This is a genomic window from Chryseobacterium sp. BIGb0232 (genome assembly GCF_024810195.1).
GTDB classification, from domain to species: domain Bacteria; phylum Bacteroidota; class Bacteroidia; order Flavobacteriales; family Weeksellaceae; genus Chryseobacterium; species Chryseobacterium pennae.
The window spans coordinates 173,701-200,064 of the sequence record NZ_JANUEH010000010.1; the positions used below are offsets into that span (position 1 = coordinate 173,701).

Here is a 26,364-nt window from a genome sequence, read left to right on the forward strand (position 1 = left end):
TTTTTTAAACGGTCCCATTTTTTAATTTTAAAACCAACCACCATGATCATAGCACCTTTGCGCTCTCTTTATCAAAGAGACCTGCACAAATTAAAATCCGAAATAGAAGCTTATCAAAACGAAGAGAACCTCTGGAAGATTGACAAAAACATTTCCAATTCCGCAGGAAATCTATGCCTTCATTTAATAGGAAATCTTAATCATTTTATAGGTACACAGCTGGGAAATACAGGTTACGTAAGGCATCGTGACCTTGAATTTTCTTTAAAAGATATTCCCAGAGCAGAACTGATTGAAAAAATTGAAGCAATGACGACCATGATAGACTCTGTTTTAAGCCAGCTTCCGGAAACTGAAATGGAAAAGGAATATCCACTTGTTGTTTTTGAAGATACGATGACAACTGGTTACTTTCTGATTCATCTTATTACCCATTTGGATTATCATTTAGGACAGATTAATTACCATAGAAGATTATTGGATATTTAATCATTATTATAAACGACCCTGTCTTTTTGCTAAGCAAAAATCCTCCCCTTCAAAAAAGGGGAATTTTATTTTGTACAAAATCAGGATTTTTACTTTTCAAACATCATTTTGGTAATAAAATCTTTCTCTCCTTTTCCTCTTGCCGGAGAATATTCTCTTCCATAGAAAATGATCTGAAGATGAAGCTTATTCCATACTTCTTCCGGGAATAATTTCTTGGCATCCTTCTCTGTTTCCACCACATTTTTACCGGAAGTAAGTTTCCACTGTGTCATCAGGCGATGAATGTGTGTATCTACAGGAAAAGCAGGAAATCCAAAACCCTGGCTCATCACTACTGATGCCGTTTTATGTCCTACACCCGGAAGAGCCTCTAATTCTTCATAAGTCTGTGGAACAATACCATCATGTCTTTCAAGTAAAAGTTCAGCCATTCTCTTTAAATTTTTGGCTTTGGTATTGGATAATCCTATTTCTTTAATCAATTCCTTGATCTGAAATTCTTCCAGCTTCGCCATTCTCTGTGGTGTTCCGGCAACCTCAAAAAGGTTTGGGGTAACTTCATTTACTTTTTTATCCGTTGTCTGTGCAGAAAGGGCAACAGCAACCATTAAAGTATAAGGATCGGTATGATCCAAAGGAATAGGTGTTGTAGGATATAATTTATCCAGTTCTATCTGAACGAGTTCTGCTCTTTGCTTTTTTGTCATTTTACCCTTAAATTTGAACAAAATTAAATCATTATGCTGAAAGTTGGAGATAAATTACCTCAATTTGAAGGAATAAACCAGGATGGAGAAACTGTATCTTCACCAAAATTAATCGGGAAAAAGCTAGTTGTTTTCTTTTATCCTCAGGCGAGTACTCCAACATGTACTGTTGAAGCGTGTAATCTGAGTGATAATTATTCCAAGCTTGAACAGGCAGGATTCCAGCTATTGGGAGTAAGTGGAGACTCTGTAAAGAAGCAGAAAAACTTTCACAGCAAATTCGCATTCCCTTATGATCTTATTGCCGATGAAACCCATGATATTATTGAAAAATTCGGGGTTTGGCAGGAGAAAAAGACGTTTGGTAAAACTTATATGGGAATTGTAAGAACCACGTTTATTTTTGATGAAAATGGAGTTTGTACAAGGGTTATTGAAAAAGTAACCTCCAAAACTGCTGCCGAACAAATTTTAGAAGGATAGTTTTCGGCCCTGATAAAAAGAAAAAATCCACAAAGAATTTTGTGGATTTTTTATGGTGTAACGTTTGATTTTTATTCTGTTTCGTAATAATTCAACTCTTCCGTTTCTCCAGGAAGGGTAACATATTTCATAAACTTCAATCCTAATTTTTCGATCAGCTTTTGTGAGGAAAGATTATCTTTTGAAATAATTGCAGATATTTTTGACAATCCAAACTCATCCATTCCAATAGATTTTACCTTTTGGGCTGCTTCGAAAGCATAGCCTTTTCCTTCAAACTCTTCCAATAAAGAATAGCCAATATCTACCACATCAAGCCCTTCTCTTTCAAAAATTCCCACAGCTCCAACTTTTTCATTATTATCTTTAGTTATTAAAAGATAGTTTCCATATCCAAGTCTCTCAATCTGTGGAGCAAATCTGTTCAGAATATATTTTTCAGCGTCTTCAGCAGTATTCACATTTCGGTTGCCGATATGCTGGATAAATTTTGGTCTGTTATACAGCTCAAAAATAAAATCTCTGTCTTCAGCAGACATAGGGCGAAGTATTAAACGCTCTGTTTCATAAGTATTATCTGCGTTTGGATGTTTTTTTAGGCTCATCGGTCTTTGGTTCTTCTTTTTTCTCGACTTTTAAAAGTCTTGGGTTATTAGCACATTTTTTATTGTAAAGCTCAATATAGGTTCCATTATCTTTCACGTTCGATACAAGCCCGGTAGTCTTACTTACCGTTAATGTATAATGTGTTTTCTGATATGGACACTCCTTTGATGTTAATTTTCCAAGGTCCAGATAATAATTCTTCTGATCTTCATGATAATTCCCTGCAAGATCCTTGAACTCCTCGTCTACCATATAGCCATCGGCAGCCAGTATTATCGCAGCCTCCTGAACATTATCAATTTTTCCTACAAAAACTTTTAAAGCTTCAGTATCAAGTATATAATTAATTTTTCCACCTGAAGAATAGGCTATATAATAAAAACTGTCTTCACTAGGAAACATATTAAATCCGGAAAACTGAGGTGTATAATTTATCTTCCCTCCGGAAACTTTGATCTCCTCCCCTTTTCCATAGCTGTTGTATACCAGAACCCAGGAGTCTACCTTATCGTCAGGCTCTATTCTCTGTAATATATTGGGGATACTTGAAAACTTTTTCTTTTCCTGGGCATTTCCCAGAACTGTAAAAAGTAAAAGTACTAAAGTCGTGAATCGGAGTGTACATTTAATCATAGCCTAAAAATAAGCATAAAAGATACCAAATACTACATAAATTTGTCTCCTTTCTTAAAACTTTTCAGATCCAGTACATAATCTTTGATCAGCTGGTCGTTGTCTCTGGGACAAATAAGAAGTGCCTTATCAGTATCTACTACAATATAATTTTCAAGACCATCAATTATGACTGCCTTGTTATTGTTTTTTAAACGGATAATATTTCCTTTTGAGTTGTAAGAAAGCAAATGCTTCAGTTTCACTGCATTTCCATCCTTGTCTTTGTCCGTATTTTCATAGACAGACGTCCATGTTCCAAGATCACTCCACCCTAAGTCTGATGGAATAACATATACGTTTTTCGCTTTTTCTAAAATTCCGTTATCAATGGAAATTTTCTGCACCTTTGGATAAATGGTTTCTATACAGCTGTTTTCCTTCTCTGAGTTATATTCGCACGCCATAAAATGCTGCGTCATCTCGGGAAGATACATCTCGAATGCATGATGAATGCTTTTGATATTCCAGATAAAGATTCCTGCATTCCAAAGAAAATCTCCGCTATCTAAAAAGCTTTGGGCAATCTCAAGAATTGGCTTTTCTGTAAATGTTTTTACTTTGAAATATTCTGAATTTTTCTTTTCTACAAACTGAATATACCCATATCCTGTATCAGGTCTTGTAGGTGTTATTCCCAATGTTACCAGATAATCATGTTTGGAAGCCAGGTCAAATGCCAACAATACTTTTTCCAGAAATACCTCTTCTTTCAGAATCAGATGATCTGCAGGAAGAACGATCATGGTAGCATTCGGATTTATTTCAGCAATTTTATTCGCCATGTACAGATTACATGCCGCTGTATTTTTCATCAGAGGTTCACCCACAATATTTTCTTCCGGAATTTCCGGAAGCTGTTGATGGGAAAGTGTCACATATTCTTTATTCGTAATTACGAATATATGTTCTTTAGGAATTACTTTACTGATTCTGTCATAAGTTTGCTGAATCATGGTACGCCCTGTTCCTAAAATATCCTGAAACTGTTTTGGAAATTTCTGCGTGCTCATCGGCCAGAATCTACTACCGATTCCTCCCGCCATTATCACACAGTATCTATCTGATTTTAACATTCTTAGCTACATTTTTCTACCCTCGCTAAAGGCTTGAAAGAATACTTTCTTCCAGTAGCCAGGTTCTTACAAAGATAGTTTTTTTTAATCAGACCTTCTAATAAATACTTTTCGTTGCGATATATAAAAAATTCACCTTTTTGAAGTTGCTCGATAAAATGGAGGCTATCATCCTGTTTTTCAGTATGAAAATATCTTACCAGATCAGGGCTAGCCATAAAATTAGCCTTTGGTGATTTTGAAAATTTTATGATAATAGGCTTCAACTCTTCATCATAAATTTCAAGACTTTCAACCAGCATATTTCTAAAAGTTTCTTTCCATTCATTGCCATGCGGAGAGATTCTTCTACCATATTTTTCGAAAGCGATCAGATGGGCCAGCTCGTGAGTAAGCACAAAGAAAAAAAGCTGTGGAGTAAGCGTAGAGTTTACCGTAATTTCATGAGAATTATCCGGGAGCTTTCTGTAATCTCCCAGTTTAGAATTCCTGTTTCTTGTGACTTTTATATGAATATAATAATCTGAAAACCAAATTCTTAAATATTTAAGTGTATTTTGTGGTAAATATTTTTCTAACGATTGGATAGACATTTTATAAACTTAGTGGAATTCCCGCATAGAAATTCAATAATTTAAGACTGAAAAGATAATTATATTTCGCCTGTGCTACTGATCCCTGTGCATTTGCATAATTATTTCTTGCTACATTAACGTCATAGATGGTTGTTTTTCCGGCTGCATAACTTTTATCTGCAAAATCAAGGGCTAGTTTTGAGCTTTTTTCTGCCTCTACTGCTGCCATATACGACTCATAGTTGGCATCAGCATCAAACTGTGCTTTCTGCACATTCTGTCTTACCGTCTGCTTCTGCTGTTCCAATGTATTTTTAGCAATACTTTCGTTGATTCTGGACTGCTCTACCTGCAATTTTGTAATTCCTTTATTAAAAATAGGAATATTTACAGAAAGACTGGCCTGCTGTCCAAAGTTATCATTATACTGCTTGAATAAACCTTTTTCCTTAATGTAAACAAGCGCGTTACCAATATTATCGGTATTTAAAAGGTTATTATAGAAAGTTCCTACTCCTGCACTTGCTGTTATGGTAGGCCAATAAGCTGTTTTTGAAACCTCAGTCTGAGCTTCCGCAGAATTTATTCTGCTTTCTGCTGCTTTAATCTGAGGCTGGGATTCATAGGCAATAGATAAAACTTCATCTACAGATTTAAGTTCGGGAGACAGCTGATCTGAAACCGCAACATCTTCCACATCAAATCCTTTATAATCAGACAGCTGTAAAAGCTGAACCATTGCAAATAAGCTTCGTCCCACGTTAACCTCTGCCGTTTTCAAATTTTGCTTTTCTCTTGCTAATGCTGCTTCCGCTTCTGCTAAAACAGTTTGCGCTGTTGTCCCTACAGCTGTTGTTATTTTTGCTCTGTCGTATTGTTTTTTAGCATTCTCAACAGCACTCTCAGATATTTTTACAATTTCTTTATTCAGTAATGTTGTTAAATATTGCTGTGCGATCTGCAATGAGATATCATTTTTAATCGTTTCCACATCGTACAGGCTTGCCTGCAAATCAAATTCAGTCTTTCTAACCGTTTTCTCCAGTCTGCCATTGTTATATACCAGGATATCAGCTCCAATATTTACATTGTTACTGAATCTGTCATTTCTTAAACTCCCCGTTCCGAAAGAGGTTTGTCCAAAGCTGACCGTATTCCCCACACTTGCAGAAACAGAAGGTAAATATCCTTTTTTAGCAATTTTAAGACTGGCATCCTGAGTTTGTTTGTTATATTGATTTTGGATAACCTGAAGATTATGCTCCACTGCATAGCTTACACATTCTTTTAAGGACCATTTCTTCTGAGCGTTCACACTCAGACAACCTAATCCAAAAACGATAATCCAAACTTTTTTCATATATAAATGTTTATTTGTTTTTAATGGTCATATGCAATCGCGTCATTTTCATCAGTATTTGCACTTACAAATCACTGCGATTTCATATTAAGATTTTTCCCTATTAGACGAAGTAAATATAAAAAAGTTACAGATTGAAAAAAATAGTTTCATTTTCATAAAACTTTTGAGAATTTTGTATCATGACAAATGAACAATATCAGGAGGCTATTGATTGGCTTTTCATACAAATGCCCAACTACCAGATAGATGGACAAAAGGCTTATAAACCAGGGCTTGACAATATTACCAAACTGTGTACATACTTTGGAAACCCTCAGGAAAAAATAAAATGCATTCACATTGGCGGAACTAATGGAAAGGGATCCTCAAGCAATATGCTGGCATCTGTACTTCAGGAAGCCGGTTATAAAGTAGGTCTGTACAATTCTCCTCATCTTATTGATTTTACAGAGCGTATTAAAGTAAATGGTAAAAACTGCAGCAAGGAGTTTGTCTTTGATTTTATCCAAAAACTTAAAAATATTCCTGAAGAAATCCTTCCGTCATTTTTTGAATTTACTACGATCATGGCTTTTGAATATTTTTATCAGCAGCAGGTAGATTTTGCCATTATTGAGGTTGGATTAGGCGGAAGGCTGGATTCTACCAATATTATTAAGCCTTTGGTTTCTGCTATCACAAATGTTCAGCTTGACCATCAGAATATATTAGGAAATACTATTGAGGAAATTGCCAGTGAGAAAGCTGGGATCATTAAACAGAACATCCCTGTCATTTCAGGAGATGACAGTGAAACTGTAAAAGCAATCATCAAAGAAAAAGCACTGAAGGAACATGCTCCTTTTATAGACGCTACCCTGCTTCATACTGATCTCTCCTCTGATTTGAAAGGAAATTATCAGCAAAAGAATGTTCGGGTGGTTCTCGCTATTGTTGAAGAGTTAAAAAAGCTGCACATTACTATTACAGATCAGAATCTGGAAACAGGTTTATTGAACGTTCATCAAAATACAGGATTTATTGGCCGTTGGTTTGAGTTCTCAAAGGAACCGCTTACGATTTGTGATACGGGACATAATCAGGCAGGTCTGGAGTATGTTTTTTCACAATTAAATTCAATTGACAGACACAAGCATATCATTTTGGGGTTCGTTAATGATAAAAACATAGATGAAGTGATGGGTTTACTTCCTGAAAATTCTGAGTTTTATTTTGCCAAACCATCCATCAACAGGGGAAGACACCCCAAAGATTATGAAAACCTGCTTCAGGAGGCCAAAATTTTTTATAAAATTTTTAATTCCGTACAGGAAGCATATCTATCTGCAAAAGAACGATGTACAAATGAAGAAATGATTTTTATTGGTGGAAGTAACTTTGTTGTGGGAGATTTTTTAGAAAAAAATTTGGAGTTTAAAGAATAAATTGTATATTTGCACCACTCTAAACGAGGAAACAATAACAAAGTCTAGAGGGTTCTTAGCTCAGTTGGTTCAGAGCATCTGGTTTACACCCAGAGGGTCGGGGGTTCGAATCCCTCAGGACCCACAAAAAAGGAAACGAAACCTTTAAAAAAAAATTCGGGCTCTTAGCTCAGTTGGTTCAGAGCATCTGGTTTACACCCAGAGGGTCGGGGGTTCGAATCCCTCAGGGCCCACAAAAAATCTCTCAAGAAATTGAGAGATTTTTATTTTTCACCCTATTCATAATAGTTTACATAGATTTTTAATCTCTTTGATTATTCCATAGAATTGTACTTTCCAATCTATTTTAAAACTTTTAAGGCATCTTTTTAGGTTACCCAAATTTTTCTCTAGGTTACCCATTTCTTTTTTTGACTTTTTATCTTCATTTTAGTCCTAAAATTTAGGTTAAAGAAGAGCAAGATTCTTATCTAAGGACTCACAAAACAAATTAGACTTAGGTTACCCACTAAAACCCTCATTAATATTATGAAATTATCAATACTCTTTTTATTCAGAAGAAACAAAGCTAATACAAAAGGGCTTTGTCCTATTGAATGTAGAATCACTTTAGACAGCCAAAGAAAACCTTTCTCAACAGGTATATTTATAAACCCAGAATATTGGAATGCTTCAAAACAAAAAGCACACCCTACTAACAAGGGAAACACACAAATTAATACTCAACTAAGCCTGATTAAACAAGATATTAATCAGGCTTTTTTATTCCTACAAGTTCAAGAAAAAGAGTTTGATGTAGATGATATCTACAGACAATTCAAAGGAGAGAATGTTAAACTAGATAAGCCCATTAATGAAATGTTTTATTTACATATCTCTAAACAGGAAAAGCTGATTGGCATCTCTACCACTAAAGTATCAGTGGCTAATTTTTATCAAATACAGACTCATGTAAAGTCTTTCATAAAGCATCAGTACAAGAAATCTGATTATCCTCTGAAAGATATGACTATGGCATTTATTACAGAGCTAGAGCTTTACTTAAAAGCTGAAAAGAGATTTAAACAGAATACAATCTACAAGACCTTACAAAGGTTCAGGCAGATTGTAAAGCTATCTGGAGCATTAGACTACTTACCCAAAGGCCCCTTTTCTACTCTACAGTAAGAAATCTTTAGAAAAGTTCAAGTTCTTTATTGGATTTCAGAATAAAGTATGTTGTAACCTTTGTGTATCTACAGATGGGTTCCTTGAAGATATAAGAACTTCTAATGCTAATGACTTATACAATAAAGCAGTAGAAACTATGCAGAACTATAATGCAGAGCTACACCTTATGGAGATGAAAGAATTTACACAGGATTACCTTTCAGAACATCAATTTGCCCAGCTTATAGGGAAAAGCAGGTTATATCAACATATACCTAAAGCAAAAAAGCAGAATATCCCTCTACTTAATTTTAATGATAGCCATATCAACACTATGGCTAAGGATTACTATGAGGATAAGCATTTCTGTAGAGAAGATGATGGAAGGATAAACCTATGGGATGTTTATAATCTTTTCACACAAGTTAACAAGAGTAGTTATATAGATACTTTCCTTGACAGAAATTTGAATGCTTTTGAGTTTTCAAAAAGTATTCAGGAAGCACTCAATGGTAATTCTGATTATCATTCGTTTTTGAGTTAATTAGACTATCCCAAATTGTTTTTCAATAAGGGATAGTTTTTTTCTATTATATTTAATTTTTTTTATTATCTTTTCTGTAATAAAATTGCATAATTTTGGTTGTGTATAAAAAACAGTTTAATAAAATATTAATACCTTTGCAAACTTATTTTTAGAAATGGATAAAATAAATGCTATCAAATATATAATTCTTCAGGTTGCTAAAGAGTTTAATAAATATAACTCAATGCCAGAGAATGATGTTACATATTTTAATAAACACAATAATTTTAGTTTATTAAAATGTTTGATGCTTCCCTATATTATAACTATAGCAAATGGTAAAAAGAACTTCTTCCTGTTAGAGGGAATATTTGAAAATTCTTTTTTTCCAATAATTTCAAAAAACATTGAAAAAGTTGTTATTGGACACTTGGAAGATGAGTTTTTGTTTTATAATGAAACCAATTTAGAATTGGAATTCAATAATGATGGTAATTTAATTCTTAATAATAATGATTTATCATCACAAGATAATTTTAACTTGGATTCTAAATTAGTGTATAACATTAACTACAGTATACAGTTTTTTATTGCTAGAAGATATAATGATTTTGCTGTTTTGACCTCTACAACCTTAGCAAAACTTACTACTCAAAATTCAGCTTTTGAGGTTATCCAAAATTTCATCATGAGTAGAAATATAGATGATAATAAATTAATTGTTCAATTATTTAATATTGTTGCTTCTCAGTCAATTTACTTCACTTCATATAATGATAATATAGAGGAGACTTTTGAATTAAATGATTCATATGCAAAATAGACATTCTATAGAGTCAAAGGTTTTATTGAAAAAGACTCTACAGTCTTTAAATACTATAAAATCATTAATTGCACAATATAATCAAACTAGTACTCCAAATAATCAAACTAGCACTCCAAATCTTTTAATAATTGAAATTGAAATTAAAACAAAATGGAGAACAGCTTATCAAAATCTTTTTTTTTCAATAGCCAAAGGTGAATATTATCTCTTTAATTGCAACAGACTATTAAATGCAGCTAACAAAATTTTAGAAGAGATTGATAATCTAAACTATACTCTTGATAAAGATGAGAGGTATAATTTTGATCATGCCTATAATCAATATTTATTTATAAATCAACATATAACAAATAGATGTAATGAGAAATATGGTGATATAATTTTTAATATTGAAATGAATAGAAACATCTACCCAAGAAAACAAGATGAGTATAACTTTTTCTGGATCTTTAGTGTAGGTGTTAAGCTGGCTGTTTTTGATGAAGGCTATATAGCTGATAATGAAACACTAGGACAACTTAGTAGAATTCATCATGATCTTAGTTTTGCCATTAAGGAGAAGCTTCTAATGGATTATGATGAAATTCTTAAAATGTTAAAATTTAAGTGTTCACTACTTCTTTATAAATTATATAGAAGAAAGCAAAAAAACAACAATAATCCTGAAAGTTTTCAAATTTTTAATGATTCTTCCTTTGATGATATTAAACAAGAATTATCTTATGATGACTCAGGTAAAACAATTTTAAAAACAATTGAAAGTCACTATTTTAGTGAAGAAGTTGTTAGTTTTAATGAAATCAATAATATTTTTAAAACAAATAACTCTTTTGAGAAGAAGAATGTAAATGTCAATAATATTCATTTTTTTACCAAGAGAGTAAAAAAATATTTAAAACAAACAGAATTAGAAGACAAAAGAATAAGCTATGATGACAAAAAAAGTTTTGTTGAGACACTTCATAGATTGAGAAAAATTATTGATGATAAAATTAGTGCAGAATTGCCATTTAACCAATATTTAAAAAACTCAAACTCAATTGTTTACAAAACTGCTTTAAATCTCATAAATAATTGTGAGTATATTTTACAAATACACTACTTAATTTATTCTTTGAATGATCAAGACAATCTTTCTTTCAATGACTTAAACAAAACCTTTGATAATATTGAAAATAATTTTAATATCACTATAAGGTTTGAAAATAGGCAGTTGGATAATTTTATGCTGTATAAAAATCATCTTGAAAATTTATTTTTTATCCTTGATAAGATAGAAAAAAGTAAAGATAAGATAAATAATGATGATGATGACTTTGAAAATCTCATAGATAAAATATTATCTAGTGCAAGTATTACTCTAAAGAATTTAAAATCTAAAATTCAAACTGCTAAAAGATATAACTTGATGCCCTATTATATTGAGATAGAAAAATGTTTTGATACTAATTCTTTTATTTTTTCAGATAGCCAGTATATTTTACCTAGTGATTATGAGAGATTATTGGATAAATGTGAAGATATTAAATCTAGATTAGATGATTATGCTGAGAAAATTAGATTTTATATTGTTCCCAAAAGTATTAGAGATGCTTTCAAACAAGAATTTAAAAAAGAAGTTAAGGAACATCAATATAATATCATTACAATTATTGGACTATATGCAGGTTTTATAACCTTCATATTAAGTTCAGGAAATAGTATTGCAAATGCCTCTGATTTTTCTAGTAATCAAATAATTCCATCCATAATTGTAATAGGATCAGTGTTGTTTTATTTTATAATATCAATTAAACTTTTATTTTCAGATCCTAAGTCATTAATTTCAGGGTGGAAATTTTGGTGGCTAATAATTTCATTAGTTATCATTGTACCACTAGTAGTTATTGTTCTTTATAAATCATTAATTTCCTTTTAATTATTGATTTTGAGAGTATACTTTTTGTTAAAGAAGATTCGTACATATGTATTTACTTCGTTCTTTACTTCCTTAAGACTATAAGATAAGGTGCTAAAAACTTTGTGTCAAATTAAATTTCATACATACAGACAATATTACCTCCCAACTTTTGAGCCTGATTCCATATTTTATTTCATTTTCCTGAAAAGAAGTCCAAGCTTATATATATCCAGATAGCGGAGGTTCACATCTCCTTTAGAAAGCCTTCTTTTTATGTTTCCTTCTCCTATTGTGAACAATGACTCTAAAACAGCCTTAAAAGGTGTATTTTTAAGCTTATTATACATCTTAACAAGTTTTACTTCTGCTAATTTTGAATTCAGGGTTTTATCTTTAAGCATATGAGACAAGCTTTCCACAGACTCTTCTACTTTATCCAGATAAATTATATTGTTTTCCAAATCATTATTAAGAATCGGATTATCAATATGGTTTATTTTGATGTGTTCAGCTTTTAAATCCATTGCAAAAAGAAGATCTTCATAGCCGTACTTTTGAAATTCGGGATTAAAGCCTACTTTTCTCAATACCTCTTTCTGAATTACAAAATTATTGGTCTGAAAGCTTAAATATGGATTTTTTCTACGCAATTCTACTGAAAGATTTTCCCTCTCAACAGCAAATTTCCATCTTAAATAATGATCCGAATCGGATGCAGAACCCAGAACTTTCCGCCCTCCATAAATAATTTCAGTATCCGGATATTCCTGTATAAACTGTATATAATTTTTTAAGAAATTCTTTCCTACGATTTTTCCATCGCAATCCAGAAATAAAAGATATTCTCCTTTAGAATAATCCAGAAAAAGATTGCGGATTCTGGAGCGTCCGATATTTTTTTCAAGAAAAATAAATTGATGAATAATATTCTGAAGCTCTCTGTTCGTCTGCTTAAACTCTTCCTTCGAAGCATCATCTATCAATATAATTTCAGCATCAATTTCCTGGCTGTTAATTTCTTTTTCTAAATCAAAAACCAATTCACGGACATCAAAATTATAGACAGGGATACAGATTGAAAGCTTCATCATGTCAGATTTTCTCAACGACTTTTTGAATGCTGAACTCTTCAATACAAGCCCAGTCTCCTCTGTAACATTCTTTATCTCCAAAAACCGAACATGGTCTGCACGAAAGATCTTTTACCTGTACCACATCTTCTTCGCTCTGCCCGAAGCCTAAAAAACCGGCATATGGATGCGTGGCACACCATATAGAAACACATCTGGTTCCCACAAGACTTGCCAGATGCATATTCGCAGAATCCATAGAAATCATTACTTCCAGTTCAGCGATTTTCTGAAGCTCTTCGGTAAGGCTTAATTTTCCGGAAAGACTTTTTGTATTAGGAATCTTGCTCTCCCAGGATTCAAGGGTTTCTGTCTCTTTTTTACCGCCTCCAAAAAAGTATACAGTATGTTTCTGAGCCAAAATCCTGGCCAGTTCAAATGATTTTTCCAGCGGAAGCATTTTTCCTTTATGCTGAGCGAAAGGAGCAAAACCAATTCCCGATTTATGTTCTGAACCAGGTCTTAATTTGTGAGAAAGCTCTAATTTAAAACCCATTTCACGGAAAACGTCTGCATAACGTTCAACTGTTTTTTTCAACTGAACTTTATCCAGGTTCCAGACATCCGTAAGGTTTTCTTTCTCCTCCTTTCCCTTGTCTATTTTAAAAACTTTTAATCCTTTTCTTCTATAGATTCTGTCCAAAATTTTAGTTCGGATCACATCATGAAGATTGGCAATATAATCAGGTTTGAATTCTTTGATCAATTCATTCCCAAGTTTACTCAGTCCAAAGAATCCTTTATAATCATCTACATTAATTCCTTTGAATATAACATTAGGAATACCTGCAAACAAAGCTTCAAAGTTCTTCCTGGAAACCATGATAATCTCCACATCGGGATTTTGCTCTAAAAATTCCTTAAAAACAGGAACCGTCATGGCAACATCTCCAAACGCAGAAAAACGATATGCTAAAATTCTGGTCACGATTATGATTTCAGCTGATAAGCTACTGCGTAAAATTTGATCTGTTTTGTCATAGCCATCAGACCATTTGCTCTGGATGGCGAAAGAAACTCCTGTAACCCGATCTCTGAGATAAATTCAAAGTCAGAATCCAGGATTTCCTGGGTAGAATGTCCACTGTAAATACTTACCAGAAGAGAAACAATTCCTTTTGGTAAAATTCCGTCTGAATCTGCATTAAAGAAAAGCTTACCATCCTTAAATTCAGCATCTATCCAAACTTTACTTTGACAGCCTTTGATCAGATTATCATCTGTTTTCTTGTCTTCCGAAAGCCCCTTCAGTTCTTTTCCAAGGTCTATGATGTACTCATATTTCTGCTCCCAATCTTCAAGAAACGCAAACTCGTCGATTATTTCCTGCTGTTTTTCTTTAATGGTCATTTTAAAAAAATTTCTTTGTGCAAAGATAGTAAATTATGCTTTAGACCTAAAGCAGTAAAGTGCAGACTGGCTTCAGATATTTTTCACATCATGAATATAGTCTATTACTTAAAGCCTAACGAATTAGATGCTTTCTGAAAAACCTGCAACAGCTTTATTTCTTCATTTTCCCAACAAAGTGCTTTTGAGGCTTTTTCGAGCTCTTCAAGATAGTTCTCTCTCCCTCTATCTAAGACCTTTTTCACTGCAACTGCAATATTTTCCGGCTGATGATCCTGGATAATCTCCCCTACATCAAACTGATTTTTAATATTCTGCAATTCAGGAAGATTTGACAGAATTAAAGGAACACAAGCCTGAATACAGTCCAGCACCTTATTAGGCAATGAATAGAGATAGCTGTCACCTCCATTTTCTTCAATGCTCATTCCACAATCTGCAGTTACAGTCACTTTTCTTAAGTCTTCCGGCTTTAATTTTCCCAGAAACTGAACTTTATTCTGAAGTTTTTCCCTGATTACCAGATCCTCATATTCTTTTTTTCTAGGACCATCTCCTGCGATTTTCAACAATACATTATCTATATGATGCATAGCAAGGATTACTTTATCAATTCCCCTGAAAGGATTGATAGCACCCTGATATAAAAGTATTTTAGGATTATTTTCGGGAATATCAATAGTAAAGTCTATACTTTTGGGCGCATTCTGAACCACCACAGGATGTATACCATACTTTTTCTCAAACCATTTTCCATAACTTCCACTCGCTGTAATCATCCATGACAGTTCAGGAATGACAGTTTTTTCTATATAGCGCCACAATTTTTGTGACATTTTGCCTTGAACAGCAGGCATTTCTGAAAAAATTTCATGACTGTCAAAAACTAATGGAATGTTTAGCTTTTTAGCAATAAGATAATTGGGGTACAACGCATCAATATCGTTGGCATGAAGAATTGTATTCTGATCTGCTTTTTTTCTGAGCTCATGGTACAGTTTCCAGTTAAATTCAAAATAAGCCGTTTTCAGGCTTTTTGAAGCTAAATGGATCCTTGAAAATGGATAAGGACGCAGCATTTCTTCAGCTCCATTCCAGTCATTCCCTATCAGCTCAATCTTGTAACCATTCTGATATAAAGTCTGGCATACCTTTTCAATACGCTGATCCGTATACAAATTACTGAAGGCAGATGTGAGTATTTTTTTCTGCATTACGCTTTCTTTCCAAGCAATAAATGATAGATCTGAATAAAGCAAATAAGTCCGTTAGGAATAATAACCGGCCATAATGGTCCGCTAAAGAAGCCATAAATGACAAAGCAGAAACAACCGATCATGTTAACGACTCTGATTTTTCTTACATCTTTCAGTATGAAACTCAGCACGATAAAAACTGAGGCCGAGTATCCGACGTAAGTGGTAATTTCGGGATTCATGAGGAATATTTAAGGATAACAAACTTAATCATTTTCAAGAAGATAATAAAATTTTTTACTGCCATAAAGTCATTAATTGATTTTTGGTAAAATATTTGTAATTTAGATAATGAATAAAAGGTAATGTTGCCTTTGTTCTAATGAGATATATTATGGATTATAAGTTTTCACAAGGTTTGAGCCAGGTGTTCAAACAAAGCAAAAGCGAAGCTAAAAGGCTGAAAAGTGAATTTCTTAATACAGAACATCTACTTTTAGGTATTATAAAAACGGAAAACTCTGCTAAAGAAATCCTTCAAAACCTCAATGCGGATTTAACACAAATCAGAAGAAAAATTGAAACTCTAAATACAGCAAGTCTTAATCCTATTTCTGAGGAGGTTACCAATATTTCTTTCACCAAAATGGCAGATCATGCCATTAAACGTGCGGAGTTAGAATGCCGTCAATACAAAAGCAATGAAATTAATACCGTTCACTTGCTTTTAGGTATTCTATATAAATATGAGGATCCTACTTCAAATATTTTGGGAGCTTATGACATCGACTATGAAGGTGTTTCAAGAGAGTACCAGACTATGCTTAAAAATTCCGGGCAGTCACCACAGATGAGTGCTTATGATGACGATGATGAAAGAGAGGAATTCGAGCAAATGAGAAAGCCTACAGGAAATTTAGGCTCAGCAAAAAGCAAGACCCCTACTTTGGACAACTTTGGTAGAGACTTAACGTCTTTGGCCAGAGATGGAAAACTGGACCCTGTAATTGGTCGTGAAAAAGAAATTGAGAGAGTGTCTCAGATCTTATCCCGTAGAAAGAAAAACAACCCACTTCTTATTGGGGAGCCGGGAGTTGGTAAATCTGCGATTGCAGAAGGTTTAGCTTTAAGAATTCAACAGAAAAAAGTGTCAAGAGTTCTTTACGGAAAGCGTGTCATCACTTTAGATTTGGCAAGTTTAGTAGCCGGAACTAAATACCGTGGTCAGTTTGAAGAAAGAATGAAGGCCATCATGACCGAGCTGGAGAAAAACAGAGATGTCATCTTATTCATTGATGAGCTTCACACTATTGTAGGTGCAGGAAGTTCTACAGGAAGTTTAGATGCTTCCAATATGTTTAAACCGGCACTGGCACGAGGTGAAATTCAATGCATCGGGGCTACTACTCTTGATGAATACCGTCAGTATATTGAAAAAGACGGCGCTTTAGAAAGAAGATTCCAGAAAGTAATGGTGGAACCTACTTCTATTGAAGAAACTATTCAGATTCTGAACCAGATCAAGGATAAGTATGAAGAACATCACAATGTAGTTTATACTCCTGAAGCTATTAATGCGTGTGTCAATCTGACATCAAGATATATTACAGACCGTTTCTTACCGGACAAAGCTATTGATGCTATGGACGAAGCAGGTTCAAGAGTTTACATCAAGAACATGAAAGTTCCTACCGAGATCATTGATTTTGAAAAGAAAATTGAAGATATCAAGGAACTGAAACAGAAAGCAGTAAAAGCACAGGATTATCTTGAAGCCAGAAAGCTTAAAGATGAAGAGGAACGTCTTCAGATGGAGCTGAATGCTGCTCAGGAAAAATGGGATAAAGATGTAAAAGAGAAAAAAGAAACCGTGAGCGAAGAAAATGTAGCGGAAGTGGTTTCTATGATGAGCGGTGTTCCTGTAACGAAGGTTGGTAAAAATGAGCTTGATAAATTGGCTCAGATGGATGAGAAACTGAATGGAAAAGTTATCGGCCAGGAAGAAGCTGTGAAGAAAGTTGTGAAGGCTATTCAAAGAAACAGAGCTGGTCTTAAGGATCCTAACCGTCCTATCGGTACATTTATCTTCCTGGGTACAACCGGGGTTGGTAAAACCGAGTTGGCTAAGGTAATGGCCAGAGAACTTTTTGAATCCGATGAATCTCTTATCCGAATTGACATGAGTGAATACATGGAGAAATTTGCGGTTTCAAGATTGGTTGGAGCGCCTCCTGGATATGTTGGATATGAAGAAGGTGGCCAGTTGACTGAAGCGGTAAGAAGAAAACCTTATGCTGTGGTTCTTTTGGATGAGATTGAAAAAGCTCACCCGGATGTCTTCAATATCCTGTTACAAATTCTTGATGAAGGACACGTTACAGATAGCTTAGGTAGAAAAATCGACTTTAGAAATACGATTATCATCCTTACATCCAATATCGGAACAAGAGATCTTAAAGATTTCGGAGATGGTGTAGGATTTGGTACTTCAGCTAAAAAAACGACTTCAGACTCCAGAGCAAGAAGCACCATTGAAAATGCCCTTAAAAAAGCATTTGCTCCTGAATTCCTAAACAGAATTGACGACATTGTGATCTTCAACTCTCTGGTACAGGATGATATCAAGAAAATCATTGATATTGAACTGAACAAGCTTTATGGCAGACTTGAAAAATTAGGTTATAAAGTGGAATTAACAGAAGAAGCGAAAAACTTTATTTCAGAAAAAGGATGGGATAAAGACTTTGGAGCAAGACCACTGAAGAGAGCGATCCAGAAGTATATTGAGGATTTATTGGCAGAAATGCTTGTAAACAAACAATTGAACGAGGGTGAAACTGTAGTTCTTGATCTGAATGAAGCGAAAGACGGATTGGAAGGAAAAACTTCTAAACCTAAGAAGCCATCAGCTGCTGAAAAATCTTCTCAATCGTAAATAATTAATTTAATTTCAATAGAAAAGCACCGGGAACTTCCTGGTGCTTTTTGCTTTTAACAGATTAAATTAAGCTCTGGAAAATCATGCTTTTAAAAACCGAAAGTATTCGGCTATATCTAAAAAAGAAGTCCTCCACATAAGTGAAAGACTTCTTAAATATAGCTTATCCTGTAATGTATTCTATAAAGAGCTTTCCTCTTTTGTTTTGAAGATTTTAACTATTAATAGCAACGAGCTTATTATAAACCCTAAAAAAGGAATAATAAAACCAAATGTGATTCTCGTATAATTATCCGGATCAGTGATTCCCGATAATAAAATTAGAGTCAATAACAAACCTACACTACATGTTAATAAGAGAAATCTGTCTGTATATCTTTTGCATGACAAAAATATAATGATTGTTCCTATAATCGGAATAATCAACAGGCTTTCCCAAGATGAGTCCAAAACCGGAGGTGGCGAGAAAATATTCTGTATCAATGTATATATATACAACAGCAACATAATCAGGTTTACTGTTGCATGCAATTGAATTCCTCCAATCAGTAAAAAAGAAATAACAGAAATTATCTTAAGCCCTTTCATAGAGGTTTATTTACATGTTTTCTTAGAGGAAGGAGCTGTTCCTGGCTTAGCAGTTCCGCCAATTAACCTTGCTACAGTATTAGGAGTATCAATTCCGGCAGCATTCGTATTTACTCCTGCATACTCTAACATAGTCAGGGCAAAATCAGCACAGTTGTTAAAACCTACATCATAAATACTTGCAGAATACGCTTTAGAAGCGGCAATAATCTGTTGTAATTGGGTAGGAGAAATGGTTCCTACATTCCATGAATGCGTATAAATATGTCCGCCATCATCCCCGAATACTCCTGTTCCATATGCATTTGATGGGAATCCATATTTGGGATAAAACCCATAAGTCATCACATTATTCCCTTGCTTTATTGAAATGAATGCATGCCCTACTCCATGACCGCCATACATTTCCTCAGCATAAACCGTTAAATCAGCTGATTGAGTGATATTTAAACAGCTTAAGTAATTCTCTAAGTCTGAAATAGCAACAGTTGGTGGTGGTGGTGGTGGAAGTACAGGAGTACCGCCTCCGCCGCCTCCACCGCCGCCGCCACTGGAGCCACCGCTTCCGCCTCCGCCATTATTACATTGGCCATACATTTCGCACTGTCCCGGAGTTAGTATCCCCATATCATCTGAAGAGTTTGAAGGGCCAGTAATTACAACTTCTCCAACGTCAGTAACTCCACCATTTTTAGAAACCATATTTCCTGCAGGCTTATATGCATTTTCAAAAGCTTTAACGATATCACTATATCCTTTTGATGTATTTTTTAATTTGTAAAGTCCTAATAGTGTATTTTGTTTATTAATGCTGGCATAATAAATTTCATCAATTTTTTCATTCTTGATGGTTGGAAAATACATAAAGATATCTCCCTTTTCATCTTTAATTACTTGTGAATGTAATCTGAAATTAACATATGACTCCCCAACCGGAACTTTGACATTTAATCCTGTATAATTTGTGCTATGTAATAAATCATAAGAGTAAAAGGCCTGCAGGAAATCTAAAGCATAAGCTCTCCCTAGCGATGAGCTTCCCTGAGAACTTTTGGACTGTTTCTCGTTTTCATATCGAAAAAGACTGAATTCTTTTTGCTGATCTCCCCTTTCAAGTAATTCTTCTTGTTTACAAGAGGTTACTCCTACTACTAATAATAGGAGGTAAAATAGGTTTTTAGTTTTCTTCATATTTTTTTTAAAAATCGGGTAAAACTAGCAAAAATAGGGCGTTCACAAAGTGTTTTTTAAAATAATTAACCACTTTGTGAATTAATAAGCACTTACATTATTGAAATTTAATCAATTGCATTTTAATTTTTTTTGCAATATTTCCCTTTAAAACGAAAAAAACCTTGATTTCACTCAACTTTTATGCTTCTAAAATGTGAACATGAGATCAGAAAAATGAATAATATTCGAAATCAGAAACAAAAAACACTCTTTTTATTTTTCATTAATCCATAAAAAAACTCCGAAAAAACGGAGTTCTTATTCTGATATCATTACTTTTTTTAATTTTATTTAAAGTCCCACCACAAATCCGATATTCGGGACCAAACCATTTGAAAATACGCTTGAATTTTCTTTCCAAAGGACGTTGTACATCAACCCAATCTGCATAAAAGAATTATTCCCGATTCTCTGCATATATCCGCCACCAAGATATAATGCATTTTCTTCCCGGTTGTATTTATAATCGTAATATTTATCTTTATAATTGATGAAGTAATGCTGGAAGTTTGCACTTAAATAAAACGAACGTGCAATATAATAATTAGCGAAGGGTCCTATTCCAAACATCGTGGATCTATAATAATCTGAGGTCTGCCAGGAAACACTTCCCACAGCTCCAGCTTCAAGATCTTCGGTAAGGCGGTATCCTACTCTTGGAGACGCCTGCAGATAAAATGAACTGTTACTTCCGAATCCAAGACCTATCCCTCCACCAAAGGTCCATTTATTGCTTTCCTGCACCGGAGCACCTATTGAAACCTGGGAAAATGCAGATCCCGAAACGATCAGCATCATGGAAATAATAAACTTTTTCATATTAAATATTTTATTTTGTTCTAAGGTAAGGTATAAGTAAACACATTTTTGTCTGTGCTCACCATTCAAAAAACGTTATTAATGGTGTTTTTATATTAACATCGTTTTTATCAATGTTTAAAATTATGGTTTTTTTACGAATTTATTTAGTTGTATTTTTGCCGCGTCAAACTAAGAACTCCCGTTAAGAGTTTCGTAAAATTGAAATACAATGAAAGTAGTAGTAGGCCTCTCCGGAGGTGTAGATTCAAGTGTTACAGCACATTTGCTACAACAGCAAGGTCATGAAGTAGTGGCTTTGTTTATGAGAAACTGGAATGATGCTTCGGTAACATTAGAAGATGAATGTCCATGGATTGAGGACAGCAATGACGCCCTTATGGTGGCTCAAAAACTTGGAATTCCTTTCCAGGTAATTGATATGAGTGAACTTTATAAGGAACGTATCGTTGATTATATGTTCGATGAATATCAGAAAGGAAGAACTCCGAATCCTGATGTTTTATGTAACAGAGAAGTCAAATTTGATGTTTTTATGAAGACAGCCATGTCTTTAGGCGCTGATAAGGTAGCTACAGGGCATTATGCAAGAGTAGATTCTACTATTGATGAGAATGGAAAAGAAATCTTCCATCTTTTGGCAGGAAAGGATAATAATAAGGATCAGTCCTATTTCCTTTGCCAGCTAAGCCAGGATCAATTGTCAAAAGCTTTATTCCCCATCGGTGAACTTACCAAACCTCAGGTTAGAGAAATTGCAAAAGAAATCGGGTTGGTAACGGCTGATAAAAAGGATTCCCAGGGATTATGTTTTATTGGAAAGGTTAGCTTACCTCAGTTTCTGCAACAGCAACTGAAGCCAAACGAGGGAGAAATCGTAGAAATTTTCAAAGATTCCCCTTTATTTGCTGAAGTAGCTCCTGAGTTTTCAACCAAGGAAGAAGAACTTAGCTTCTTATCCAGAAAGATCAATTATAAAAAAGCTGACGGAAAAGTTATTGGGAAACATCAGGGTGCTCAATTTTTCACGATCGGACAAAGTAGAGGATTAGGAATTGGCGGCCATAAAGAAAGCTGTTTCATTGTTTCCAGAGACATGGAAAACAATATTATTTTCGTAGGAGAAGGAAGCCATTTCCCAGGACTATACAAAAAAGCATTAAAAATAGACAAGTCTGAACTTCATTGGGTACGTGAGGATATGAGACTTCAAAGTGGGGAATCTATGGAAGTAATGGCCAGATTCAGATACAGACAGTCTTTGCAGAAAGCAAATCTTTACCAGTTTGAAAATGATTTTTATGTTGAATTTGAAGATCCGCAATCTGCCATCGCTGAAGGACAGTTCGCTTCATGGTATATTGATGAAGAGCTGATTGGAAGTGGTGTAATTTCTTAGCAGCCAGATTATATTAACATCAATACTTAATGATATCATCAAGCCCGAAGCATTTTCTGTTTCGGGTTTGTTTTTGGAATTATTTTCTGAACTCATCTTTGGGTGGAAACGTTGTTAACAAAAGTATTACAATCAGTTCCACAATCAAGATCATAATTAAGAATCCAACAGGTTTTCCTAATATAATTCCCCGGATCAGTTTGACAATTCCCAAACCGCCAATTAGTATTAGAAAATAAAATGTAATCTGTGAAGCTCTTTCTGCAAATAATTTCAGAATAAAAACGGAGAGATAGAATCCAAGAACCAGGATCAGGTAGAATTTTAAAAAATCAGGCCCTTTTAGGGTAATCGGATTGAATGTTTTACATTCAGTAACAAGCCATAGACCACTTATTACAACCGGGACAGAATGGATGATTAGCTTTTTCATAATTCATTACTATTTTAAATTATTCATTTTTTAACCGCCACAACCACCGCAGCCTCCACCGCAACCACCGCCACAGCTACTTCCTCCACTACAACTGCTGCCTCCGCTGCAGCTGCCTCCATTACTATTTAAGTCAGAATTGCCATCTTTTTTATCTTTAGTACTTGTTATAGCAGATATAACACCTCCCAAAAAGACAATTCCTACGAAGGAAAGGAAGATAGAACCAATAGTAGTTATCACCTCTCCAAGGCAGGAACTCAGCGTTAAGATTACCATCAGGAACGGAATCCATTTCCACATTCGTGACTTACCTTTTTTATTTTCAATCGCATCCCCATTGAACCAAATATCCTGAGGAGCATCAGACTGGAAGACATCTTTATAATTTTTCAAAGTCATTGAAAACCAATGATGATGCTTCTTTTTTTCATTAAAACCTCCTTTTGAAGGATGATGATGTAAGGGTCTTTTTAAAATATCCGGGCAAAACTCTTCCCAATAATTCTGAGTGTAGATCAAATGCATATGCCAGACTTTATCTACGATTTCACTTGGGGAAGCCCCTTTGGGAAGGATACAGCAGAGGTAGACAAATTTTTTGTACTCTTCGATAGCTTTTCTGGTAAAATCCAGGCTCCAGTTCTCTTCTTTTGCCAGCTTTTTCGAAAAAGGAAAATCAGCATCGGAAGCATCCAGTGAAAATCCTTGAATCCTAGTCCAAAGGGACTCATCTTTTAAAATCATTCTTGTTTCCATTGTTTTTTCTTTTGTTTTTCTACTCAAATATCAATGGATTTTAAAATATAAAAATCTTTCAAAAATCTTATTTGGTTTGATAAAAATCTTAAATTAGTCTTACAAAATCAAAGTATGAAAAAGGAAGATATTCTGCATCTTGAGAAGCTGATGAATTTCTTGAGTCAGCATTTTTTAAAGAAAAACCATTGGGAAGATGTGACCAAAACCGAATGGTCTTATATCTGTGCTGAACTTAATGACCTTATCATTCAGGAGCATTCAGAAAAGGAAATAAAGAAGAATCCTGACCTTTTGGGAACCAATTATCTCTATGAACACCTGATAATTAACAAGCTGAAGAAATTCAATCAGAATGAAAATGCACTCTTAAGCCGGCCTAATCTTGCCAAATTAAGCCAGATTGTGAAAGCTTTAGGCTATTCAAATTATATTGATTTCATCAACTCCAATACGGAGCTTTTCAATTTCAATGACCTTAAAATTGATATGGATAAAGTGAATCTGAATACAGCTCTGCTAGAACGTTTGGCAGGCTGCTGGTATTCTTATAACAGAAATCTTCCGGAAAATCCTACACAGGCCAAAGAAGACCGGATCTGGCGTTCAGCGATGGAAATTTACAAGTCTGAAACTACAGGAGAATATTTTATAGAAAGGAGCGGTGGAGATCATCACAAATATTTCGGAAAGGTTACCGCTTACTCCGATTATGTTTTTATCATTATGAACAGCAATACTTTTATCCGACAAAGGCATTTTATTTCAAGGATAAAAGACAGCAAAGAAAAGCTTAAAAACCCAGACTATAAGCTTCACGAGCTCCATTTCATCAGCACCTGCATAAGTTTTAACCAGGAGCCTATTGCCTTGTTTGAAATCTTCCGGAAAGCAGACCGGAAAAATTTTATTTCCGATTCCATCAGCTTCCCCATCGACAGTGATGAAATTCCGGACTCTATTCTTAAACAACTTGAGGATACTGACTCTAACAGAATTGATTACAGGTAGAAGAGGTATGGGTTTCGGGATATGAGAATGAAGATTTTTATTTTTTTAATTTTTCTGTAACGTTTTTTGAATTGTCATACTTACCCGGTAAATAACAATAAAAAAATCATTATGAAAACTACTACCCACAATCAGTATGCATCAGCCAACACCGTTCTGATCTTTGTTGTGTCTATGCTGTTAGGCTATAATATTTACCAGGCCATCTATCATCCGGAAAAATCTGATCTTTTTATCTGTCTGATCCTTGCAGCACTTACTTCTGTCATGGTTCAGCAATATGGAACCATTGCTGATGAAAAGAAAAAAGAATAAAGTTACGATCTATTCACCAGATCTACCCGAAGCAGAGCCGTTTCGGGTTTATTGTACGGATCTTATGCCTGGAATACATTTATCCTTTATATATCAATCCTTTACCATAATAATTACATAATTTCATAGTTCTAAATATGAACCTTCAATCATCTTGCTATGGAATATTATGAATTGTATGAAGTTTTGAAAAATCATTTTGATTCCGGAAAAGAGGTGGTGGAAATCGGAGACTTAAACGTTACTATTGAATCTATTTCTTTTGAATCCAGAGCTTCGGACCTGCTTCATGGCTCGGATAATCAGGATTGCCCTACCCATCATCAGCCCCTGAAAATTAATGAAAATGCCTATCCGGTATATGATCAACCTTCGATAGACATTAAAGATTTTGATATTGAATGCAATAAAAAATTTGAGTATCATATTCTTAAAAGGGCTGATATAGAAACAGCTGACGGCTGTATCATCTTTTTCCATGGGCTTAATGAAAAGAAATGGGATAAGTACCTCCCATGGGCTTATGAATTGGCTCAGAAGACCCGTAAAGCAGTCATGCTTTTTCCTATTGCCTTTCACATGGACCGGGCGGAGGCGATCTGGAGTGACCGTCATCAGATGACAGAGATTGTAAAGTTCAGAAAGGAAAAATATCCTGAAAACACTCATTTTTCATATGTAAATGCTGCAACAAGTTCCAGATTGGAAGCGCATCCCCAGAGGATTTTCTGGTCAGGACTGCAGACTTATTCTGATATCATCGAAGTAGTAAAAGATATTAAAGCTGATAAAATCAAGAGCATTGCGCAGAATGCAAGCCTTGATCTTTTTGGATATTCCATAGGCTCTTTCCTCTCTATGATCATTAAAATGACTGATCCATATAGCTTTTTCACTCAATCCAGAGTTTTTTGTTTTTGTGGGGGCATGACTATTGACCGGATGTTTCCGATTTCGAAATACATCATGGATTCTCAGGCTACGATTAAAATGCAGGCTGTATTTACAGAATTGCTAAGCTCTGATTTTAAGTTTGATCACAGGCTTAAGCATTATCAGGATGATGATCTCCACCCGCAGGAAAGCTGGTTTAAAAAGATGCTCCGTTACAATTATTTTCAAAGGGAAAGAGAGGAAAGAATTCATGAGATCCAATCCCAGATAAAGGCTTATGTATTGGAAAAAGATAGCGTTGCTCCACCTATGGAAGCCTTAAATACACTACAGGGAGGCTACAGAAATATCAATGTGGAGGTTGAAATTAAGGATTTCCCATTTGAGTATTCCCATATGGTTCCTTTTCCGCTGACTCACAAGCATAAGACTGAAATAACAGCGGCTTTTCATCAGTTCACAAAATCTGCCAGTGATTTTTATACCCGATAATCATGCTA

The 26,364-nt window shown here is 34.5% G+C and carries 27 protein-coding genes and 2 tRNA genes; 14 read left to right on the plus strand and 15 right to left on the minus strand.

Features of this window, described 5'->3' with window-relative positions; translation table 11 throughout:
* Positions 1–42 precede the first annotated feature (42 nt).
* Complete coding sequence (locus tag M2372_RS19805; protein WP_185018870.1) at positions 43–489, plus strand: DinB family protein; 447 nt, start codon at positions 43–45, stop codon at positions 487–489.
* Between the two features lie 89 nt (positions 490–578).
* Here M2372_RS19805 and nth read toward each other — a convergent pair whose 3' ends face one another.
* Positions 579–1,199 carry an endonuclease III gene (gene nth, locus M2372_RS19810; protein ID WP_115968549.1) on the minus strand — a complete coding sequence of 207 codons (621 nt, stop codon included), beginning with the start codon at positions 1,197–1,199 and terminating at the stop codon, positions 579–581.
* A gap of 33 nt (positions 1,200–1,232) precedes the next feature.
* Between nth and bcp the strand changes: the two genes are divergently transcribed.
* Positions 1,233–1,682 (plus strand): thioredoxin-dependent thiol peroxidase, encoded by a 450-nt coding sequence (gene bcp, locus M2372_RS19815; RefSeq protein ID WP_123320293.1) that lies wholly within the window; start codon positions 1,233–1,235, stop codon positions 1,680–1,682.
* Between the two features lie 71 nt (positions 1,683–1,753).
* Here the strand turns inward: bcp and M2372_RS19820 are convergent, their stop codons facing one another.
* The 5 genes from M2372_RS19820 to M2372_RS19840 are packed head-to-tail and all read right to left on the minus strand — an operon-like array spanning position 1,754 to position 5,971.
* A complete protein-coding gene (locus tag M2372_RS19820; protein WP_115968553.1) occupies positions 1,754–2,287 on the minus strand; it encodes a GNAT family N-acetyltransferase in 534 nt (177 codons plus the stop codon).
* Positions 2,256–2,921 (minus strand): hypothetical protein, encoded by a 666-nt coding sequence (locus tag M2372_RS19825; RefSeq protein WP_123320292.1) that lies wholly within the window; start codon positions 2,919–2,921, stop codon positions 2,256–2,258. Before M2372_RS19825 ends, M2372_RS19820 begins: the two co-directional genes overlap by 32 nt.
* Before the next feature lie 32 nt (positions 2,922–2,953).
* A complete protein-coding gene (locus M2372_RS19830; protein WP_228438461.1) occupies positions 2,954–4,036 on the minus strand; it encodes a mannose-1-phosphate guanylyltransferase in 1,083 nt (360 codons plus the stop codon).
* A 2-nt stretch (positions 4,037–4,038) separates the two neighbouring features.
* Positions 4,039–4,629 carry a SprT-like domain-containing protein gene (locus tag M2372_RS19835; RefSeq protein ID WP_115968560.1) on the minus strand — a complete coding sequence of 197 codons (591 nt, stop codon included), beginning with the start codon at positions 4,627–4,629 and terminating at the stop codon, positions 4,039–4,041.
* A gap of 1 nt (position 4,630) precedes the next feature.
* Entirely contained in the window at positions 4,631–5,971 is a 1,341-nt protein-coding gene (locus tag M2372_RS19840) for a TolC family protein (protein ID WP_115968562.1), read from the minus strand.
* Positions 5,972–6,153: 182 nt separating this feature from the next.
* Here M2372_RS19840 and M2372_RS19845 point away from each other — a divergent pair, with 182 nt between their 5' ends.
* The 7 genes from M2372_RS19845 (at position 6,154) to M2372_RS19875 (ending at position 11,817) form a co-directional block, all read left to right on the plus strand.
* Positions 6,154–7,398 carry a folylpolyglutamate synthase/dihydrofolate synthase family protein gene (locus tag M2372_RS19845; RefSeq protein WP_123320291.1) on the plus strand — a complete coding sequence of 415 codons (1,245 nt, stop codon included), beginning with the start codon at positions 6,154–6,156 and terminating at the stop codon, positions 7,396–7,398.
* Between the two features lie 49 nt (positions 7,399–7,447).
* Positions 7,448–7,522: transfer RNA gene (locus tag M2372_RS19850), tRNA-Val, on the plus strand.
* A gap of 34 nt (positions 7,523–7,556) precedes the next feature.
* Positions 7,557–7,631, plus strand: a tRNA-Val gene (locus M2372_RS19855).
* A 295-nt stretch (positions 7,632–7,926) separates the two neighbouring features.
* On the plus strand, positions 7,927–8,565 hold the full coding sequence (locus M2372_RS19860; RefSeq protein WP_123320290.1) for a phage integrase SAM-like domain-containing protein: 639 nt from the start codon (positions 7,927–7,929) through the stop codon (positions 8,563–8,565).
* Between the two features lie 28 nt (positions 8,566–8,593).
* A complete protein-coding gene (locus M2372_RS19865) occupies positions 8,594–9,091 on the plus strand; it encodes a DUF3871 family protein (protein ID WP_123320289.1) in 498 nt (165 codons plus the stop codon).
* Between the two features lie 157 nt (positions 9,092–9,248).
* Positions 9,249–9,896 carry a hypothetical protein gene (locus M2372_RS19870; RefSeq protein WP_123320288.1) on the plus strand — a complete coding sequence of 216 codons (648 nt, stop codon included), beginning with the start codon at positions 9,249–9,251 and terminating at the stop codon, positions 9,894–9,896.
* Positions 9,886–11,817, plus strand: a complete 1,932-nt coding sequence (locus M2372_RS19875) for a hypothetical protein (RefSeq protein WP_148060790.1) — start codon at positions 9,886–9,888, stop codon at positions 11,815–11,817. The genes M2372_RS19870 and M2372_RS19875 overlap by 11 nt, the downstream gene beginning before the upstream one ends.
* A 170-nt stretch (positions 11,818–11,987) precedes the next feature.
* Here the strand turns inward: M2372_RS19875 and M2372_RS19880 are convergent, their stop codons facing one another.
* From M2372_RS19880 to M2372_RS19900, 5 genes are all read right to left on the minus strand, one after another.
* Complete coding sequence (locus M2372_RS19880; RefSeq protein WP_228455751.1) at positions 11,988–12,890, minus strand: glycosyltransferase; 903 nt, start codon at positions 12,888–12,890, stop codon at positions 11,988–11,990.
* A 1-nt stretch (position 12,891) separates the two neighbouring features.
* The gene (locus M2372_RS19885) at positions 12,892–13,857 is read right to left on the minus strand and encodes a glycosyltransferase family 9 protein (protein WP_228455750.1); all 966 of its coding nucleotides are present in this window, start codon (positions 13,855–13,857) and stop codon (positions 12,892–12,894) included.
* Positions 13,858–13,859: 2 nt separating this feature from the next.
* Positions 13,860–14,279, minus strand: coding sequence for a SufE family protein (locus M2372_RS19890; protein WP_115968567.1), 420 nt, complete (start codon positions 14,277–14,279; stop codon positions 13,860–13,862).
* Between the two features lie 104 nt (positions 14,280–14,383).
* Positions 14,384–15,493 carry a glycosyltransferase gene (locus M2372_RS19895; RefSeq protein WP_115968570.1) on the minus strand — a complete coding sequence of 370 codons (1,110 nt, stop codon included), beginning with the start codon at positions 15,491–15,493 and terminating at the stop codon, positions 14,384–14,386.
* Entirely contained in the window at positions 15,493–15,717 is a 225-nt protein-coding gene (locus M2372_RS19900; protein ID WP_115968571.1) for a uroporphyrinogen decarboxylase, read from the minus strand. Before M2372_RS19900 ends, M2372_RS19895 begins: the two co-directional genes overlap by 1 nt.
* A 152-nt stretch (positions 15,718–15,869) precedes the next feature.
* Here M2372_RS19900 and M2372_RS19905 point away from each other — a divergent pair, with 152 nt between their 5' ends.
* Positions 15,870–18,410, plus strand: a complete 2,541-nt coding sequence (locus M2372_RS19905) for an ATP-dependent Clp protease ATP-binding subunit (protein ID WP_123320610.1) — start codon at positions 15,870–15,872, stop codon at positions 18,408–18,410.
* Positions 18,411–19,007: 597 nt separating this feature from the next.
* Here M2372_RS19905 and M2372_RS19910 read toward each other — a convergent pair.
* Positions 19,008–20,192: a hypothetical protein gene (locus tag M2372_RS19910; RefSeq protein ID WP_185018868.1), complete on the minus strand. Its 1,185-nt coding sequence runs from the start codon at positions 20,190–20,192 to the stop codon at positions 19,008–19,010.
* A gap of 333 nt (positions 20,193–20,525) precedes the next feature.
* The gene (locus M2372_RS19915; RefSeq protein WP_115968578.1) at positions 20,526–21,053 is read right to left on the minus strand and encodes a hypothetical protein; all 528 of its coding nucleotides are present in this window, start codon (positions 21,051–21,053) and stop codon (positions 20,526–20,528) included.
* 211 nt (positions 21,054–21,264) lie between these two features.
* Between M2372_RS19915 and mnmA the strand changes: the two genes are divergently transcribed.
* Entirely contained in the window at positions 21,265–22,452 is a 1,188-nt protein-coding gene (gene mnmA / locus M2372_RS19920; protein ID WP_123320285.1) for a tRNA 2-thiouridine(34) synthase MnmA, read from the plus strand.
* A 79-nt stretch (positions 22,453–22,531) separates the two neighbouring features.
* Here the strand turns inward: mnmA and M2372_RS19925 are convergent, their stop codons facing one another.
* Both M2372_RS19925 and M2372_RS19930 read right to left on the minus strand, forming a co-directional pair.
* Positions 22,532–22,885, minus strand: a complete 354-nt coding sequence (locus tag M2372_RS19925; protein WP_123320284.1) for a hypothetical protein — start codon at positions 22,883–22,885, stop codon at positions 22,532–22,534.
* A gap of 30 nt (positions 22,886–22,915) precedes the next feature.
* Positions 22,916–23,644, minus strand: a complete 729-nt coding sequence (locus M2372_RS19930) for a hypothetical protein (protein WP_123320283.1) — start codon at positions 23,642–23,644, stop codon at positions 22,916–22,918.
* 114 nt (positions 23,645–23,758) lie between these two features.
* On the opposite strand from M2372_RS19930, the gene M2372_RS19935 reads away from it, so the two are divergent.
* The 3 genes from M2372_RS19935 (at position 23,759) to M2372_RS19945 (ending at position 26,356) form a co-directional block, all read left to right on the plus strand.
* Positions 23,759–24,655 carry a hypothetical protein gene (locus M2372_RS19935; protein ID WP_123320282.1) on the plus strand — a complete coding sequence of 299 codons (897 nt, stop codon included), beginning with the start codon at positions 23,759–23,761 and terminating at the stop codon, positions 24,653–24,655.
* Between the two features lie 111 nt (positions 24,656–24,766).
* Positions 24,767–24,970 carry a hypothetical protein gene (locus M2372_RS19940; protein WP_123320609.1) on the plus strand — a complete coding sequence of 68 codons (204 nt, stop codon included), beginning with the start codon at positions 24,767–24,769 and terminating at the stop codon, positions 24,968–24,970.
* A 159-nt stretch (positions 24,971–25,129) separates the two neighbouring features.
* A complete protein-coding gene (locus M2372_RS19945; RefSeq protein ID WP_123320281.1) occupies positions 25,130–26,356 on the plus strand; it encodes a DUF6051 family protein in 1,227 nt (408 codons plus the stop codon).
* Positions 26,357–26,364 lie beyond the last annotated feature (8 nt).